This is a genomic window from Acidovorax sp. NB1 (assembly GCF_005405905.1).
Taxonomy (GTDB): domain Bacteria; phylum Pseudomonadota; class Gammaproteobacteria; order Burkholderiales; family Burkholderiaceae_C; genus Acidovorax.
The window spans coordinates 238103-254307 of the sequence record NZ_BJHU01000016.1; the positions used below are offsets into that span (position 1 = coordinate 238103).

At 65.4% G+C, this 16205-nt stretch carries 15 protein-coding genes; all 15 read left to right on the forward strand.

The features are described from left to right. The 15 genes from AvAM_RS07875 to AvAM_RS07945 all read left to right on the forward strand — a co-directional run bounded on the left by AvAM_RS07875 (position 1) and on the right by AvAM_RS07945 (position 16057). Complete coding sequence (locus AvAM_RS07875) at positions 1-696, forward strand: ABC transporter ATP-binding protein (protein WP_063460507.1); 696 nt, start codon at positions 1-3, stop codon at positions 694-696. Positions 697-886: 190 nt separating this feature from the next. After that, positions 887-2986 carry a 3-hydroxyacyl-CoA dehydrogenase NAD-binding domain-containing protein gene (locus AvAM_RS07880; RefSeq protein WP_137746539.1) on the forward strand — a complete coding sequence of 700 codons (2100 nt, stop codon included), beginning with the start codon at positions 887-889 and terminating at the stop codon, positions 2984-2986. 35 nt (positions 2987-3021) lie between these two features. Continuing rightward, the gene (locus tag AvAM_RS07885; RefSeq protein WP_137746540.1) at positions 3022-4197 is read left to right on the forward strand and encodes an acetyl-CoA C-acyltransferase; all 1176 of its coding nucleotides are present in this window, start codon (positions 3022-3024) and stop codon (positions 4195-4197) included. A 323-nt stretch (positions 4198-4520) separates the two neighbouring features. Next, on the forward strand, positions 4521-4994 hold the full coding sequence (locus AvAM_RS07890) for a hypothetical protein (RefSeq protein ID WP_137746541.1): 474 nt from the start codon (positions 4521-4523) through the stop codon (positions 4992-4994). 48 nt (positions 4995-5042) lie between these two features. Next, the gene (locus AvAM_RS07895; protein ID WP_137746542.1) at positions 5043-6896 is read left to right on the forward strand and encodes an acyl-CoA dehydrogenase; all 1854 of its coding nucleotides are present in this window, start codon (positions 5043-5045) and stop codon (positions 6894-6896) included. 2 nt (positions 6897-6898) lie between these two features. Beyond that, the gene (locus tag AvAM_RS07900; protein WP_137746543.1) at positions 6899-7099 is read left to right on the forward strand and encodes a hypothetical protein; all 201 of its coding nucleotides are present in this window, start codon (positions 6899-6901) and stop codon (positions 7097-7099) included. 134 nt (positions 7100-7233) lie between these two features. Then, the gene (locus AvAM_RS07905) at positions 7234-8025 is read left to right on the forward strand and encodes an SDR family oxidoreductase (protein WP_137746544.1); all 792 of its coding nucleotides are present in this window, start codon (positions 7234-7236) and stop codon (positions 8023-8025) included. A gap of 156 nt (positions 8026-8181) precedes the next feature. Beyond that, positions 8182-8613: a PaaI family thioesterase gene (locus tag AvAM_RS07910; RefSeq protein ID WP_137746545.1), complete on the forward strand. Its 432-nt coding sequence runs from the start codon at positions 8182-8184 to the stop codon at positions 8611-8613. Between the two features lie 97 nt (positions 8614-8710). Next, positions 8711-9727, forward strand: coding sequence for an NADP-dependent oxidoreductase (locus AvAM_RS07915; protein WP_137746546.1), 1017 nt, complete (start codon positions 8711-8713; stop codon positions 9725-9727). A gap of 142 nt (positions 9728-9869) precedes the next feature. Further along, positions 9870-10322, forward strand: coding sequence for a GNAT family N-acetyltransferase (locus tag AvAM_RS07920; protein ID WP_137746547.1), 453 nt, complete (start codon positions 9870-9872; stop codon positions 10320-10322). Positions 10323-10365: 43 nt separating this feature from the next. Then, entirely contained in the window at positions 10366-12042 is a 1677-nt protein-coding gene (locus tag AvAM_RS07925; RefSeq protein WP_171012160.1) for an isovaleryl-CoA dehydrogenase, read from the forward strand. 23 nt (positions 12043-12065) lie between these two features. Then, positions 12066-13001, forward strand: coding sequence for a glutathione S-transferase family protein (locus tag AvAM_RS07930; protein WP_137746548.1), 936 nt, complete (start codon positions 12066-12068; stop codon positions 12999-13001). Positions 13002-13256: 255 nt separating this feature from the next. Further along, entirely contained in the window at positions 13257-14162 is a 906-nt protein-coding gene (locus AvAM_RS07935; protein WP_137746549.1) for an SDR family oxidoreductase, read from the forward strand. Positions 14163-14212: 50 nt separating this feature from the next. Next, positions 14213-14803 (forward strand): methylated-DNA--[protein]-cysteine S-methyltransferase, encoded by a 591-nt coding sequence (locus AvAM_RS07940; RefSeq protein ID WP_137746550.1) that lies wholly within the window; start codon positions 14213-14215, stop codon positions 14801-14803. A 213-nt stretch (positions 14804-15016) separates the two neighbouring features. Continuing rightward, a complete protein-coding gene (locus AvAM_RS07945) occupies positions 15017-16057 on the forward strand; it encodes a diguanylate cyclase (RefSeq protein WP_137746551.1) in 1041 nt (346 codons plus the stop codon). The last annotated feature ends 148 nt before the right edge of the window (positions 16058-16205 follow it).

Consider the following 16205-nt stretch of genomic DNA (forward strand, 5'->3'; position numbering starts at 1 on the left):
ATGCTGAAAATCGAGAATCTCCACGCCTACTACGGCAAGAGCCATGTGCTGCATGGCGTGACCTTCGACGTGCAACCCGGTGAAATCGTGGCCCTGCTGGGGCGCAATGGCTCCGGCCGCTCCACCACTGCCAAGGCCATCATGGGCCTGGTGGACTGGGAAGGCACGCTCAACTGGAAGGGGCAGGACCTCAATGGCAAGAAGGCCTACGAAATCGCCCACCTGGGGGTGGGCTACGTGCCCGAAAGCCGCGATGTGTTCCCCAACCTCACGGTGCACCAGAACCTGATGCTCGGCCAGAAGGGCAGTGGCAAGAACAGCCGCTGGTCTTTTGACGACATGTACGACATGTTCCCCCGCCTCAAGGAGCGCCAGCACACCGAGGCGGGCGTGATGTCCGGCGGCGAGCAGCAGATGCTGACCCTGTGCCGCACGCTGATGGGTGACCCTGACCTCATCATCATCGACGAGCCCACCGAAGGCCTCGCGCCCAAGATCGTGGAGCTGGTGGGGCAGTACCTGCAGACCATCAAGTCGCGCGGCATCTCGGTGCTGCTGATTGAGCAGAAACTGACCATCGCCATGAAGATCTCGGACCGTGCGCTGGTCATGGGGCATGGCTCGATCGTGTTCCAGGGCACACCGGACAGTTTGCGGGCCGACAACTACATCCGCAAGGAATGGCTTGAAGTCTGACGATTTCTGAAAAACCATGGCTAAAAGAGGCGCCCGATAGCTGAAGGCGCCTCTTTTTTTGCGCTACCAAATGTTGCACTGCAAACCCCCTTGTCCCGCCCGGGACAAATTGACACGCCAAATGGGTTTGAAGTCTCTACAATAAAAACGCACGATCGTTCTTTTTCACTTTCCAAGGAACAACAGCACCATGACCGCTGAATACAAAGTCCACGGCTCCGTTGCCGTGATCACCATGGCCAACCCTCCCGTCAACGGACTCGGTCTGGCGACCCGCCAGGGCATCGTGGACGGCCTTGGCCGTGCCAATGCCGATGCAGCGGTCACGTCCATCGTGATCACCGGTGCCGGTGGTGCGTTCTCTGGCGGCGCCGACATCAAGGAGTTCGGCACCGACAAGTCGCTGCAAGAGCCCAATCTGCTGTCGGTGATTGCCGCCATCGAAAACTCGGCCAAGCCCGTCGTGGCCGCCATGCACAGCGTCGCCATGGGCGGAGGGCTGGAACTGGCCCTGGGCTGCCACTACCGCATTGCGGCGCCTGGCTGCTCGATTGCACTACCAGAAGTCAAGCTGGGCCTGATCCCCGGCGCAGGTGGCACGCAGCGCCTGCCGCGCGTGATCGGTGTCGAGGCCGCGCTCAATCTCATCGTGAGCGGCGAGCCCGTCAAGAGCGAAATGATTGGCGCCGTGCCCGGCCAGAAGCTGTTTGACAAGATGGCCGCGTCGGCCGAGTCGCTGGCTACCGAAGCCCTGGCGTTTGCACAAAGCGTGGCCGATGCTCGCCCGCTGCCCCTGGTGCGCAACTTCCCCTGCAAGCACCCCGAAGGCGATGCGTACTTCCAGTTCGCACGCAACATGGTCAAGGGCATGGCCAAGAACTTCCCCGCGCCCGCCAAGTGCGTGGACGCGGTCGAAGCTGCCACCAAGAAGAAGTTTGCCGAAGGCATGCTGGTCGAGCGCGAGATCTTCATCAACCTGATGTGGACGCCCGAGTCGCGCGCGCTGCGCCACCTGTTCATGGCAGAGCGTGCCGCCAGCAAGATCCCTGATGTGGCCTCCGACACCCCCAAGCGCGATATCAAGGTGGTCGGCGTGATCGGCGCTGGCACCATGGGTGGCGGCATCTCCATGAACTTCCTGAACGCGGGCATCCCCGTCAAGATCCTGGAGATGAAGCAGGAAGCCCTGGACCGTGGCGTGGCCACGATCAAGAAGAACTACGAAGCCCAGGTCAAGAAGGGCAAGCTCAAGCAGGACAAGTACGAGCAGCGCATGGCTCTGCTGAGCACCACGCTGAGCTACGACGACTTCAAGGACTGCGACCTGATCATCGAAGCCGTGTTCGAAGAAATGGGCGTCAAGGAAGCCGTGTTCAAGCAGCTCGACGCTGTGGCCAAGCCCGGCGCCATCCTGGCCTCCAACACCTCCACGCTCGATGTGGACAAGATCGCCGCTTTCACCAAGCGTCCGCAGGACGTGGTGGGCATGCACTTCTTCAGCCCCGCCAACGTGATGAAGCTGCTGGAAGTAGTGCGCGGCAAGGAAACCGCCAAGGACGTGCTGGCCACCGTGATGGCCATCGGCAAGAAGATCAAGAAGACCTCGGTGGTCTCGGGCGTGTGCGATGGTTTCATCGGCAACCGCATGATCGAGCAGTACAGCCGCCAGGCCGGCTTCCTGCTGGACGAAGGCTGCACGCCCCAGCAGGTGGACAAGGCCATCGAGAAGTTTGGCTTTGCCATGGGCCCGTTCCGCATGGGCGACCTCGCTGGCAACGACATCGGCTGGGCCATTCGCAAGCGCCGTTCCGTGGAGCGTGCCGACATGAAGTACAGCCGCACCGCCGACAAGCTGTGTGAACTGGGCCGCTTCGGCCAGAAGACCGGCGCAGGCTGGTACGACTACCAGGCCGGCAAGCGCGATGCGATCCCGAGCGATCTGGTCAACAAGATGATCGAGGACCACCGCAAGGAACTGGGCATCACGCCGCGCAAGATTTCAGACGAAGAAATCGTGCAGCGCCTGGTGTTCGCCCTGGTCAACGAAGGCGCGCACATCCTGGAAGACGGCATTGCCAGCAAGTCCGGCGACATCGACATGGTGTACCTGACCGGCTACGGCTTCCCCATCCACCGTGGCGGCCCCATGCACTACGCCAGTGAAGTGGGTCTGTTCAACGTGGTGCAGGCCATGGACCGTTTTGCCAAGAACCCGCTGGATGACGCAGCGTTCTGGAAGCCCGCTCCGCTGCTGGCCAAGCTGGCCGCCGAAGGCAAGGCCTTCCAGTAAGCCGCATCCACAGACACCGAATCAAAGGAATTCACATGACCTCCGCAGTGATTGTTTCCACCGCCCGCACGCCACTCGCCAAGAGCTGGAAGGGTTCGTTCAACATGACGCACGGCGCCACCCTGGGCGGCCATGCCGTGCAGCACGCCGTACAGCGCGCTGGCATCGACGGTGCTGACGTCGATGACGTCATCATGGGCTGCGCCACGCCCGAAGGCGCCACCGGCAGCAACATCGCTCGCCAGATCGCGCTGAAGGCGGGCCTGCCCATCACGGCATCGGGCGTGACCGTCAACCGCTTCTGTTCGTCGGGCCTGCAGACCATTGCCATGGCTGCCCAGCGCATCATCGCGGGCGAGGCCGATGTGTTCGTGGCCGGTGGTGTGGAAAGCATTTCTTGCGTGCAGCAAGAGATGAACCTGCACATGATCCAGGACCTGGCGCTGGCCAAGCAAAAGCCCGAGATCTACTGGAGCATGCTGCAGACCGCCGAACAAGTAGCCAAGCGCTACAACATCGGCCGCGAAGCCATGGACGAATACGGCGCAGGCAGCCAGCAAAAGGCCTGTGCTGCGCAGGCGGCCGGCCTGTTCGACGCCGAAATCGCTCCCATCACCGTGACGGCTGGTGTGGCCGACAAGACGCTGGGCCTGATCACCAAGCAAGTCACGGTGAGCAAGGACGAAGGCACCCGCGAAGGCACGACGGTGGAGGCCATCAGTGGCCTGCGCTCGGCATTGCCTGGTGGCCTGATCTCGGCGGGCAACGCCAGCCAGTTCAGTGACGGTGCTGGTGCCTGCGTGCTGACCAGCGAAGACTACGCCAGTAAAAAGGGCCTCAAACCCCTGGGCCGTTTCCTGGGCTTTGCGGTGGCAGGCTGCGAGCCCGACGAAATGGGCATCGGCCCCGTGTTTGCCGTGCCCAAGGTGCTCAAGAAGTTGGGCCTCAAGGTCGAGGACATCGACCTGTGGGAGCTGAATGAGGCCTTTGCCGTGCAGGTGCTGTACTGCCGCGACAAGCTGGGCATCCCGGCCGATCGTCTGAACGTGAACGGCGGCGCCATCGCCCTGGGCCACCCCTACGGTGTATCGGGCCAGCGCCTCACGGGCCACGCGCTCATCGAAGGCAAGCGCCGTGGCGCCAAGAAGGTGTGCGTGACCATGTGCATCGGCGGTGGCATGGGCGCTGCAGGCATTTTTGAAGTGTTCTGACCACTGCAGCGCCTGAGCACGCCACCGCCCAGCGCACTGGAGAGGCCTCGCCCGAGGCCTGCACGGTGCAATAGGGGTAGTGCGTGCTGGGTGCTGCCGAAGGGTTGGCGGCCAGGGGCTCCTGTGTGGCCGCCGGTAGGCATGTGACTGCGGCCCGGTGCCGTGATGGAGGGAGGGAAGGGCGGCAGGCTACAAATTGTTGCCTTGTGGAAATCGTCCGGTGCCTGCGGGCAGCGGTGGCGCGGGCAGAATCCGCCGCGGCCGCTGGCCTGCGCGGAGCTGGTTCACGCTCCACTCCTTTCCTTCCCCAAACGGTACATCCCATGCGTTGCACGTCTTCCCTTCGTTTTTTTGCTGCACTGTCGGTGCTTGCCGTGGCCTGCGGTGCCCATGCCCAGAGCTTCAAGCTCCAGCTGCCGCTGGAGTCCGATCCGGACGTGGTGCTGCAGGAGGTCGTGGTCGATGCCAAGCAGACCCGCGTCACGCTGCTGGTGAAGAACAGCACCAACGAGGCGTTCGAGGCCTGCGCGCAGCCCACGGGCTCGCCCGATGCGTTCACCCTCAAGGACCTGGGCAGCGGCACGGTGCTGCAGCAGCAGTCCATCAGCGGGCTAACGCTGTGCAATGTGAAGATGGATGTGGTCAAGCCCGGCCGCAGCAAGTTTCTCAAGATCACTTTCCCGCCGCTCCCTGCAGCTGCCACGCGCCTGCAGCTTGGAGAGGCCAGCTGCCAGCCCAGGCCCGATTCGGACATGGAGTTCTGGTGTTTCAAGAACATCGTGCTGCCCGCACGCTGACCTTCGCATCGCGCAGGAGGCCGGGTATGCAGCATCCAAGGAGACCTCATGACCCTGCGTTCCACGCTCGACTTCCTGCTCTACGACTGGCTTGATGCCCAGTCGCTCACCGTCCGCGAGCGCTTTGCGGACCATTCGCGCGAGACCTTCGATGCGGTGCTCGACACCTGCGAGCGCATCGCGCGCGAGAAATACGCGCCCTTCAACCGCACGGTCGATACCGAAGAGCCGCATTTCGACGGTGAAAAGGTGATCCTGCCCCAGGCGACCTACGAGGCCCGCAAGGCCTACGCAGAATCCGGCCTGCTGTCGGCCGCGCAGGACTACGAGATCGGCGGCATGCAGTTGCCCTACGCGGTAGAGGCTGCGGCCAACAGCTTCTTTGCGGTGGCGTCGATCAGCATCGGCTCCAACCTGCTCACCTCGGGCAATGCCAACCTGCTGATGGCGCACGGCACGGCGTTGCAAAAAGAGGTGTTCGCACTCAATGAATTCAACGGCCGCTGGTCGGGCACCATGTGCCTGTCGGAGCCGCAGGCGGGCTCGTCGCTGTCGGACGTGGCCACGCGCGCCGTGCCGGATGGCGGCGACTTCGAATCCGACCCACTGGGCCCACGCTACCGCCTCACGGGCAACAAGATGTGGATCAGCTCGGGCGACCATGAGCTGACCGAGAACATCGTGCACCTGGTGCTGGCCAAGATCCCCGGGGCGGACGGCAAGCTGGTGCCGGGCACGCGCGGCATCTCGCTGTTCATCGTGCCCAAGAAGATGGTGGATGCGCAGGGCCAGCTCACCGGCGTGCGCAACGATGTGGCATTGGCGGGCCTGAACCACAAGCTGGGCTGGCGCGGCACCACCAACACGCTGCTGAATTTTGGCGAAGGCAAGTTCCCGGTGGGCGGGCAGGCCGGCGCCGTGGGCTACCTGGTGGGCCAGCCGGGCAAGGGCCTGGCCTGCATGTTCCACATGATGAACGAGGCCCGCATCGGCATCGGCATGGCCGCCACCATGCTGGGCCTGGCGGGCTACTACGCCAGCCTGGACTACGCCAAGAACCGCCCCCAGGGCCGCCCGGTGCAGGGCCCGAAAGATGGCGCCGCGGCCGTGGTCAAGGACGCCGCGCAGCCCCAGGTGCGCATCATTGAGCACGCGGATGTCAAGCGCATGCTGCTGGCCCAGAAGTCGTATGGCGAAGGCGCGCTGGCGCTCAACCTGTTCTGCGCGAAGCTGGTGGACGAGCAGCACACGGGCGACGCGGCAGCGGCCGACGAGGCGCGGTTGCTGCTCGAAGTGCTTACCCCCATCGCCAAGAGCTGGCCCAGCGAGTTCTGCCTGGAGGCCAATTCGCTGGCCATCCAGATCCACGGCGGCTATGGCTACACGCGCGACTTTCCGGTGGAGCAGTACTGGCGCGACAACCGCCTGAACATGATCCACGAAGGCACGCACGGCATTCAGGCCATGGACCTGCTGGGCCGCAAGGTGCTGATGGAAGGCGGGCGCGGCCTGCAACTGCTGGCCGGGCGCATCAACGCCACCATCGAGCGCGCGATCCAGGTGCCATCGCTGGCGGCGCATGCCAATGCGCTGGGCGCCGCCCTGCAGCAGGTGGGCGCTGCCACCAAGGCCGCCTGGGCCACGGGCCAGCCCGCCGATGCGCTGGCCAATGCCGTGCCCTACATGCAAGCCTTTGGCCACACGGTGCTGGCCTGGGTGTGGCTGGACCTGGCCCTGGCCACGCTGGCCCAGGATGCCGCGCTGGCCCAGCCCGCGAGCGTCGGTCGCATGGGCGCGATGCGCTACTTCTTCCACTACGAGCTGCCGAAAATCGGCGCCTGGCTGCAGGTGGTGAGCACACGCGATGCGACCTGCGCCAGCTTTCCCGAGGACGCTTTCTGACCATGGCTGCGCCCCATACATTGCAGCGCATGCACAAGCTGATCTGGGTGCTGATCTACGGCGGCCTGCTCACGCTGGTGCTGGGCCTGGCCACAGAGCGCTCTGATGCCGCGCTGGGCTGGAGCCTGGTGCTGGGCGGTGGCCTGGCGGCCGCCGTGGGCGTGGTGCTGATTGCCGTGCGCGCGCGCCTGAAGACAGACTGACCACGCCGCCCGGGCCGGGCCGACACGGGGGCGACACAATGGCCCCGCGTTGCGCCGCACAATTGGCGCTGGATACCAACGGGCGCCACGGGCGACCGATACCGAAAATAATCCGATACACCCAAGGAGACACCATGACACGCACCATCCAACAACTGTTTGACCTGACCGGCAAGACCGCCCTTGTGACGGGCGGCTCGCGCGGCCTGGGCCTGCAACTGGCCCACGCGTTGGGCGAGGCAGGCGCCAAGATCGTGCTCAGCTCGCGCAAGGCATCCGACCTGGAAGAAGCCGCTGCCGACCTGAAGGCCGCCGGCATCGAAGCCAGCTGGATCGCCGCTGACTGCGCCAAGGAAGAAGACATCCGCCGCCTGGCCGACGAGACTTTGCAACGCCTGGGCCATGTGGACATCCTGGTCAACAACGCTGGCGCGGCCTGGGGCGCCCCGGCCGAGGACCACCCCGTGGACGCGTGGGACAAGGTGATGAACCTGAACGTGCGCGGCTATTTCATCCTCTCCCAGCACATCGCCAAGCACAGCATGATCGGCCGCCGCAGCGGCAGCATCATCAACGTGGCGTCCATCGCCGGCCTGGGCGGCAACCCCAAGGGCATGAACACCATCGCCTACAACACCTCCAAGGGCGCGGTGATCAACTTCACCCGCGCGCTGGCGGCCGAATGGGGCGCATACAACATCCGTGTCAATGCGATCTGCCCCGGCTTCTTCCCCAGCAAGATGACGGTCGGCACCCTGAAGGCTATGGGCGAAGAGGCGCTGGCCGCGCATGCCCCGCTGGGCCGCCTGGGCGACGACGAAGACCTGAAGGGCCTGTGCGCGCTGTACGCTTCGGATGCGGGCAAGCACATCACCGGCCAGTGGCTGGCGGTGGATGGGGGTGTGAGCATCGTTACGGGGGGGTGAACATCCCCCTGAGCGGCTGCGCCGCTTCCCCCTTCTCTCGAATCGCTGCGCGATTCGAGAGAAGGGGGACGACGCAATCGCTGCGGGGCGGCCCTTGCTCTGCGTCCCTCGCCTGGGCTGCGCCAGTTGCGACCTACTTTTCCAAAGGAACAAACCTTGATCAGTTTCGGTGTCGAAATCCCCTTTGTCAGCCACCTCGGCTTCACGCTGCACCGCATGGAGAAGGGCGAGTCCGAGCTGCGGTACGAGGCCAAGCCCGAGCACCTCAACTCGTTCGACGTGACCCACGGCGGCGCGTCGATGACGCTGCTGGATGTGACCATGGCCACCGCTGCGCGCAGTGAGACGCCGGACATGGGCGTGGTCACCATCGAGATGAAGACCAGCTTCATGCAACCCGCGCGCGGGCCGCTGGTGGCCAAGGGGCGGCTGATCCACCGCACCGCCACCATGGCGTTTACCGAGGGCACGGTGTACGACGCGCAGGGCCGCATCTGCAGCCACGCCACCGGCACGTTCAAGTACGTGCGGCGCCTGCCGGTGGACAACCGCAGCACCAACGGGCTCAAGGTGATTTCCACCGATTGAGCCCGTTTTTTTTGAATAAAAAATGGCCGTTTCCGCGCAATGGATAAGCGCTGATAGCTATTAAATTGATAGTGTTTTCACCTTGAAGGAGCCTCCCATGCCACGCAATCAACAAATCGTTCTCGACAACCGCCCCCACGGCGAGGCCGTGGCCAGCAACTTCAAGCTGGTGGCGGTGGACACCCCCGCGCTCAAGGATGGCGAAGTGCTGGTGCGCCACCACTTCCTGAGCCTGGACCCCTACATGCGCGGCCGCATGAACGAGAGCAAGAGCTACGCCGCATCGCAAGCGCTGGGCGAAGTCATGATCGGCGGCACCGTGGGCGAGGTGGCCGAAAGCAACCACCCCAAGTACGCCGTGGGCGACAAGGTGGTGGGCATGGGCGGCTGGCAGGAATACAGCGTGGTCAATGCCGAGCAGCCCGGAGCGCTGCGCAAGGTCGATACCACCCATGTGCCGCTGTCGCACTACCTGGGCGCGGTCGGCATGCCGGGCGTGACGGCCTGGTATGGCCTGGTCAAGATCATCGCGCCCAAGGAGGGCGACACCGTGGTGGTGAGTGCTGCCACCGGCGCCGTGGGCAGCGCGTTTGCAGCCCTCGCCAAGGCCCGTGGCTGCCGCGCGGTGGGCATTGCGGGTGGTGCCGACAAGTGCAAGTACGCGGTGGAAGAACTGGGCTTTGACGCCTGCATCGACTACAAGGAACACAGCGATGTGAAGGCCATGTCCAAGGCCCTGAAAGAAGCCTGCCCCAACGGCATTGATGGGTACTTCGAGAACGTGGGCGGCTGGATCATGGACGCCGTGATGCTGCGCATGAACGCCTTCAGCCGCATCGCCCTGTGCGGCATGATCGCGGGCTACGACGGTGCGCCGCTGCCCATGGCCAACCCCGCGCTCATGCTCATCAACCGCATGAAGGTTGAGGGCTTCATCGTGAGCGAACACATGGAAGTCTGGCCCGACGCGCTCAAGGAGCTGGGCACGCTGGTGGGCACCGGCAAGCTGCGCCCGCGCGAAACCATTGCCCAAGGCATCGCTGCCGCGCCCGAGGCCTTCCTGGGCCTGCTCAAGGGCAAGAACTTTGGCAAGCAACTGGTCAAGCTGGTATGAAGCCCCCCCTGAGCCGCTTCGCGTCTTCCCCCCCAGGGGGGACGCCGCCAGTGCGGCGGGGCGGCCCTTGCACGGCGGCCCTGGCCTGGTTCGCGCCAGTTGCGCAGGCCTTGCTGAATGACCCTCTGCGAGGAATGCGCCAATGATGCTCCGTTGGGTTTGGGCCCGCTTCGACGACCTGGGCGTGCATGCGCTGCATGACGCCCTGGCGCTGCGCTGCAAGGTGTTCATCCTGGAGCAGGGCCCCTACCAGGACCCGGACGGGGCGGACAAGCAGTCCTACCACCTGCTGGGCTACGACGAGGCCGGGGTGGCGCAGGCCTGCCTGCGCGTGGTGGACCCGGGCGTGAACTACCCCGAGCCCTCCATTGGCCGCGTGGTCACTGCCCGGGAGGCGCGTGGCAATGGCACGGGCCGAGCGCTGATGCAGGAGGGCATTGTCCGCTGCAGCCAGGTATGGCCGGGCCGGGGCATCCGCATCAGTGCGCAGGCGCACCTGCAGGGCTTTTACGGCAGCCTGGGTTTTGAGGCTGTCTCGGACGAGTACCTGGAAGACGATATCCCCCACATCGAAATGCTGAGGCGCGCGGACTGACGGATTTCACCGCCCCGCGCACCCCGCTTGTGAAGGAGCCGACATGACCTTGCCGACCGTATCCCTGGCGCGTACCCATGATGTCTTCAACCAGAGCACGCCGTGGGCGGATGTGAACCTGTTCACCACCAACCAGCCTTTGCAGGATGCGCTGCGTTTGCATGCCCCCGGCTTGCCGCTGGCGGGCCTCACGGCGCTGGGCGCCGAGATGGGTTCGGCCGAGATGCTGACCCACGCTCGCCTGGCCAACACCTACCAGCCGCAGCTGCGCACGCACGACCGCTTTGGCCACCGCACCGATGTGGTGGAGTTCCACCCCAGCTACCACGCGCTCATCGGCGCCGCGCTGCGCCACGGGCTGCACGCCACGCCCTGGTCGCGCCAGGACACGGGCCATGCGCACATCGAGCGGGCGGCAGGCTTCATGCTGTTCACCGAGGCCGAGCCATCGGTGCTGTGCCCGGTGTCGATGAGCTACGCCGTGACCCCGGCGCTGCGAGGCAATGCGGCCGTGTGGGCGGACTGGAGCAAGGGTTTGGCCCACACGCAGTACGACCCGCGCCTGGCGCTGTTCTCGCAGAAATCCGCGCTCACCATGGGCATGGGCATGACCGAGAAGCAGGGCGGATCGGACGTGCGCGCCAACACCACGCAGGCTGTGCCGGATGGCGACGATGCCTGGGGCGCGCGCTACCGCATCACCGGCCACAAGTGGTTCTTCTCGGCGCCCATGTGCGATGCGTTCCTGATCCTGGCGCAGGCGCCCGGCGGGCTCACCTGTTTCTTCCTGCCGCGTGTGTTGCCTGATGGTGGCGAAGGTGCGGTCAACACCATCCGCATCCAGCGCCTGAAAGACAAGCTGGGCAACCACGCCAACGCCAGCTCCGAGGTCGAGTTCATCGACGCGATGGCCTGGCGTGTGGGCGAGGAGGGCCGGGGCGTGGCGCAGATCCTGGAGATGGGCACCATGACGCGCCTGGACTGCGCCCTGGGCACCAGCGGCCTCATGCGCCAGGCGCTCAGCATTGCGCTGCACCACACGCGCCAGCGCTCGGCCTTTGGCAAGAAGCTCATCGAGCAACCGCTGATGCGCAATGTGCTGGCCGATCTTGCTCTTGAAAGTGAAGCGGCTACCGCACTGTCCATAAGGCTTGCGAGTGCGTTTGACAACAAAGACAAGAGTGAACATGAGGCCGTGATGGCCCGCCTGCTCACGCCCGTGGCCAAGTTCTGGGTGTGCAAACGCGGCAGCGTGTTTGCGCAAGAAGCCATGGAATGCCTGGGCGGCAACGGTTATGTGGAAGAGGGCGGCGAAGGCACCATGGCCCGCATCTACCGCGAGATGCCGCTCAATTCCATCTGGGAAGGCGCGGGCAACATCATGGCGCTGGACCTGCTGCGCGCCGTGCGCCGCGCCGACACTGCCGCGGCCCTGGCCGACGAACTGGCCCCCGCACGCGGCGCGCACCCGGCGCTGGACCGCATGGCCAGTGCGCTGCCCTTGCGTGTCGATGCGATGACGACGGAAGCCGAGGCCCGCCGCCTGGCGCAGGACGTGGCCCTGGCCGTGCAGGCCGCGCTGCTGTACCGCAGCGCGCCTGCCAGTGTGTTTGGCGCCTTCTGCGATTCGCGCCTGGGCGGCGACTGGGGCTACAGCTTCGGCACGCTGGGGGCGGGCGTGGACCTTGATCCCTTGCTGGACCGCGCCTTGCCCGCCTGACCCTATTATTTCGGAGACCCACGATGTCCCACCTCATCCTGCACCACTACCCCTCGTCCCCCTTCTCGGAAAAAATCCGCCTTGCACTGGGCTACAAACAACTGGCCTGGAAGTCCGTGATCATCCCCAGCATTGCGCCCAAGCCCGATGTGGTGGCGCTCACGGGCGGCTACCGCAAGACACCGTTTTTGCAGATCGGTGCCGACATCTATTGCGACTCGGCCCTGATCTGCGATGTGCTGGAGCACGAGCAGCCCGAGCCCGTGCTGTACCCGCCGCACCTGAAGGGGGTGGCGCGCGTGTTTGCGCAGTGGGCCGACAGCACGCTGTTCTGGGCCGCCATGGCCTACAACCTGCAGCCCAAGGGCGCGGCGGCCATGTTTGCCAACCTGCCGCCCGGCGCCGCGCAGGCCTTTGGTGAAGACCGCCGCGAGATGAGCGCAGGCATGCAGCGCCTGCGCCCGGCAGACGCCACCGCCGCCTACCGCTCGTACCTGCGCCGCATTGCCCACATGGCCGAAGAGCACGACTTTCTGTTTGGCGCCGAGCCCTGCCTGGCCGACTTCGCGGCCTACCACCCGCTGTGGTTCACGCGCCAGTGTGTGCCCGTGATGGCCGACATCTTTGCCGCCACGCCCGCCGTGCTGGAGTGGATGGACCGCATGGCCGCCCTGGGCCATGGCCGCATGGAGAAGTTCAGCGCGCAGGACGCCATCACCGTGGCTGCTGGCATGGACCCGTTGCCTTTGGCGGACGATGTGTTCCAGGACGAGCACGGCATCCCCCTGGGCACGCAGGTCGCCATCTCTGCCGAGAGCTTTGGCACCGAGCCCACCGAGGGCGAGCTGATCGCCGCCACCCGCACGCGCTACACGCTGCGCCGCACCGACCCGCGCGCGGGCACCGTGCACGTGCACTTCCCCCGCATCGGGTACGTGCTGCGTGCTGTGAAGGCCTGAACGGCGACGCTGCGCGACATCTTTGACGGGGTGCTGCTAGCCAAACCCGTCCCGGTCACCTCACCTCCGCCCGTTCGGGCTGAGCCTGTCGAAGCCAGGGTGAGCCTCGCGAGCACCCTTCGACCAACTCAGGGCGAACGGTTGGGGTGGTGAGGACGACGGGGCCATGAAGACTCGGTGACCGCACGGATGCACAGACCCATTCCCGACCTCTGAACTTTCAAAAAACACACACCATTTCAAGGAGACAGAAAAATGATCGACAACTTTGCTGGCAAAACCGCTGTCCTCACCGGCGCAGGCTCGGGCTTTGGCCTGGAATGCGCGCGCATTGGCGCCCGCCTGGGCATGAACCTGGTGCTGGTCGATGTGCAGCAGGACGCGCTTGACGCCGCAGCCGCCGAGGCACAGGCCGCAGGTGTGCAGGTGCTGGCGCGCAAGGTGGACGTGTCGAACGCCGCCCAGATGGAGCAACTCGCCGCCGATGTACAGCAGCGCTTTGGCGCGCCGCATCTGGTCTTCAACAACGCAGGCGTGGGTGCGGGCGGCCTGGTGTGGGAGAACTCGGTCAAGGACTGGGAATGGGTGCTGGGCGTGAACCTGATGGGCGTGGTGCACGGCGTGCGCCTGTTCACGCCCATGATGCTGGCGGCTGCCAAGGCCGACCCGGCCTGGCGTGGCCACATCATCAACACCGCCAGCATGGCCGGGCTGCTGAATGCACCCAACATGGGCATCTACAACGTGAGCAAACATGCCGTGGTGGCACTGTCCGAAACGCTGCACCAGGATTTGTCGCTCGTCACCGATCAGGTCACGGCCAGCGTGTTGTGCCCGTTCTTCGTGCCCACCGGCATCAGCCAGAGCCACCGCAACCGCCCGGGCGACCTGCCCGCCGAGAAGCCCACCAAGAGCCAGCTCATCGGCCAGGCCATGAGCGACAAGGCCGTGGGCAGCGGCAAGGTGACTGCGGCCCAAGTGGCGCAGAAGGTGTTCGACGCCGCCGCCCAGGGCCAGTTCTACATCTACAGCCACCCCAAGGCCATTGCCTCGGTGCAGACACGCATGGAAGACGTGATGCTGGGCCGCAACCCCACCGACCCGTTTGCAGGCAAGCCCGAGGTGGGTGCGCAGCTGCGTGCAGCTTTGAGGGCTGAATAGGCACCCTCCGCGCTATCCATATGCCTTTTGTGCTATTAAATATGTAGCTTATGCCAGTGCAGGCACCCACCCCCCTTGGAGAGCAGCATGCAGCCAGTGGCTACGCGCTGTTCCCCACGGCCATCGGCCACTGCGGCATAGCGTGGCAGGGCGCGCTGCTGGTGGGCGTGCAGCTGCCCGAGGACACGGGCGAGGCTCAGACACGCGCGCGCATGCAGCGCCGGTTTCCGCAACTGGCCGAATGCGCCATGCCGCCCCAGGTTGCTGCCTGGGCCGCGCGCGTGGTGGCCACGCTGCAGGGCGCGCGCGACGACCTGTGCGACGTGCCTCTGGCCCTTGATACCGTGCCGCCCTTCAACGCCCGCGTGTACGCACTGGCCCGCCGCATCCCGCCTGGCAAGACCATGACCTATGGCGAGATGGCGGCGCAACTGGGTGAGCCCGGCGCCGCCCGTGCCGTGGGCCAGGCCCTGGGCCACAACCCGTTTGCACCCGTGGTGCCCTGCCACCGCATCCTGGCCGCCAACGGCAAAACAGGTGGCTTCTCTGCCGGTGGCGGTGCGGCCACCAAGATGCGCATGCTCGACATCGAGGGCGCCTTTGCCCACGACACCCTGGCACTGTTTGCGCCCAGGGACTGACCTTGAACAGGCTCTCAGGCCCCGCAAGCGCGGGGGCTGGAGCAGGGAAGTTCCGTAGTTTCTGTCGTCTGGGGTGGGTGTTACATTCAAACGAAGGTCTTTGAAAGCGCCTGCCACTGCGGGGACCATGTGCGCCCCACGCGTCGGTGCAATGCTTTTGAGGCTTCAACGCCTTCCCTGCACCCAACGAAGACCCGACAAGGACACCAACGCATGTCACCAGAACGCGAGCGCCTCGCCCGCATGCTCTTTGACGAGTACATCGGGATGTACGCCGCACGCGACCAGCGGTTGCTGGACCGCTTCAGCGAGAACTTCAGCGGCTTTTCGGGCAGCAGCGACAAGCTGGTCAAGACCCGTGCCGACTGGATCGAGACCACGCGGCAAGATTTTCTGCAGGTGCCCCAGCCCATCGTGATCGAGATGCTGGACCTGTTCACCCAGGACCTGGGCGCGGACCTGCTGGCCGCCACTGCCTTCTTCCACATCCACCTGCCCATCCCCGATGCACTTTTTGCGCGGGAGACGGCGCGCAAGGTCGTGCTGTTCCGGCGCGAAGGGAGGCAGGGTGGCGGTGAGGGCGATTGGAAGATCGCACATGTGAGCGTCTCCATCCCCTTCGGCACAGCCCATGGCGACGAGGTCTACCCCATCGAAGAAGTGCGCCAGCGCAACCGCGAGCTGGAGGCGCTGGTGGCCGAGCGCACCCAGGCCCTGGCCCAGGTCAACCACCGCCTGGAGCTGCTGAGCAATACCGACGGCCTCACCGGCATTGCCAACCGCCGCCACTTCGACGACGCGCTCGCGCACGAATGGGCGCGCGCCCAGCGGGCCGCTGCGCCCCTCGGCCTCATCCTGCTGGATGTGGACGTGTTCAAGCACTTCAACGACCACTATGGCCACCTGGCCGGAGACACCTGCCTGCGCGCCCTGGCCACCACGCTCGCCCAGGTGGGCGCACGGCGCGAGGGCGAGCTGGCCGCCCGTTTTGGCGGCGAAGAGTTTGTGGTGCTGCTGCCCGGCTCCGACCTGGGCGCCGCTGCCGAGGTGGCGCGCCATATTCAGGCAGCGATCCACCAACTGGCATTGCCCCACGAAGGCGCACCGCACGGCATCGTCACCGTGAGCTTTGGCGTGGCCAGCCTGCAGCCCCAGCGCGACCAGCTGCCCGAAGAGCTGGTGCGCCGCGCCGACCGCGCCATGTACCGCGCCAAGCAGGACGGGCGCAACCGGATCGAGCTGGCGACTGTTTGATGCGCTGGCACCTCGTGACGCCTCTTGACGTGTCTTTGCGCTCACTGAGCAGGCGCATAAACCGTTCGGGCTGAGACTGTCGAAGCGCAGCGCAGGGCTTCGACGGGCTCAGCCCGAACGGTGTTGGATCAGTGAGTACGAATCCGTA

Excerpts from the sequence above, each read along its gene's own strand:
- AvAM_RS07875 (WP_063460507.1), top strand. The coding sequence starts at position 1 with ATGCTGAAAATCGAGAATCTCCACGCCTACTACGGCAAGAGCCATGTG.
- AvAM_RS07880 (WP_137746539.1), top strand. The coding sequence starts at position 887 with ATGACCGCTGAATACAAAGTCCACGGCTCCGTTGCCGTGATCACCATG.
- AvAM_RS07885 (WP_137746540.1), top strand. The coding sequence starts at position 3,022 with ATGACCTCCGCAGTGATTGTTTCCACCGCCCGCACGCCACTCGCCAAG.
- AvAM_RS07890 (WP_137746541.1), top strand. The coding sequence starts at position 4,521 with ATGCGTTGCACGTCTTCCCTTCGTTTTTTTGCTGCACTGTCGGTGCTT.
- AvAM_RS07895 (WP_137746542.1), top strand. The coding sequence starts at position 5,043 with ATGACCCTGCGTTCCACGCTCGACTTCCTGCTCTACGACTGGCTTGAT.
- AvAM_RS07900 (WP_137746543.1), top strand. The coding sequence starts at position 6,899 with ATGGCTGCGCCCCATACATTGCAGCGCATGCACAAGCTGATCTGGGTG.
- AvAM_RS07905 (WP_137746544.1), top strand. The coding sequence starts at position 7,234 with ATGACACGCACCATCCAACAACTGTTTGACCTGACCGGCAAGACCGCC.
- AvAM_RS07915 (WP_137746546.1), top strand. The coding sequence starts at position 8,711 with ATGCCACGCAATCAACAAATCGTTCTCGACAACCGCCCCCACGGCGAG.
- AvAM_RS07920 (WP_137746547.1), top strand. The coding sequence starts at position 9,870 with ATGATGCTCCGTTGGGTTTGGGCCCGCTTCGACGACCTGGGCGTGCAT.
- AvAM_RS07925 (WP_171012160.1), top strand. The coding sequence starts at position 10,366 with ATGACCTTGCCGACCGTATCCCTGGCGCGTACCCATGATGTCTTCAAC.
- AvAM_RS07930 (WP_137746548.1), top strand. The coding sequence starts at position 12,066 with ATGTCCCACCTCATCCTGCACCACTACCCCTCGTCCCCCTTCTCGGAA.
- AvAM_RS07935 (WP_137746549.1), top strand. The coding sequence starts at position 13,257 with ATGATCGACAACTTTGCTGGCAAAACCGCTGTCCTCACCGGCGCAGGC.
- AvAM_RS07940 (WP_137746550.1), top strand. The coding sequence starts at position 14,213 with ATGCCAGTGCAGGCACCCACCCCCCTTGGAGAGCAGCATGCAGCCAGT.
- AvAM_RS07945 (WP_137746551.1), top strand. The coding sequence starts at position 15,017 with ATGTCACCAGAACGCGAGCGCCTCGCCCGCATGCTCTTTGACGAGTAC.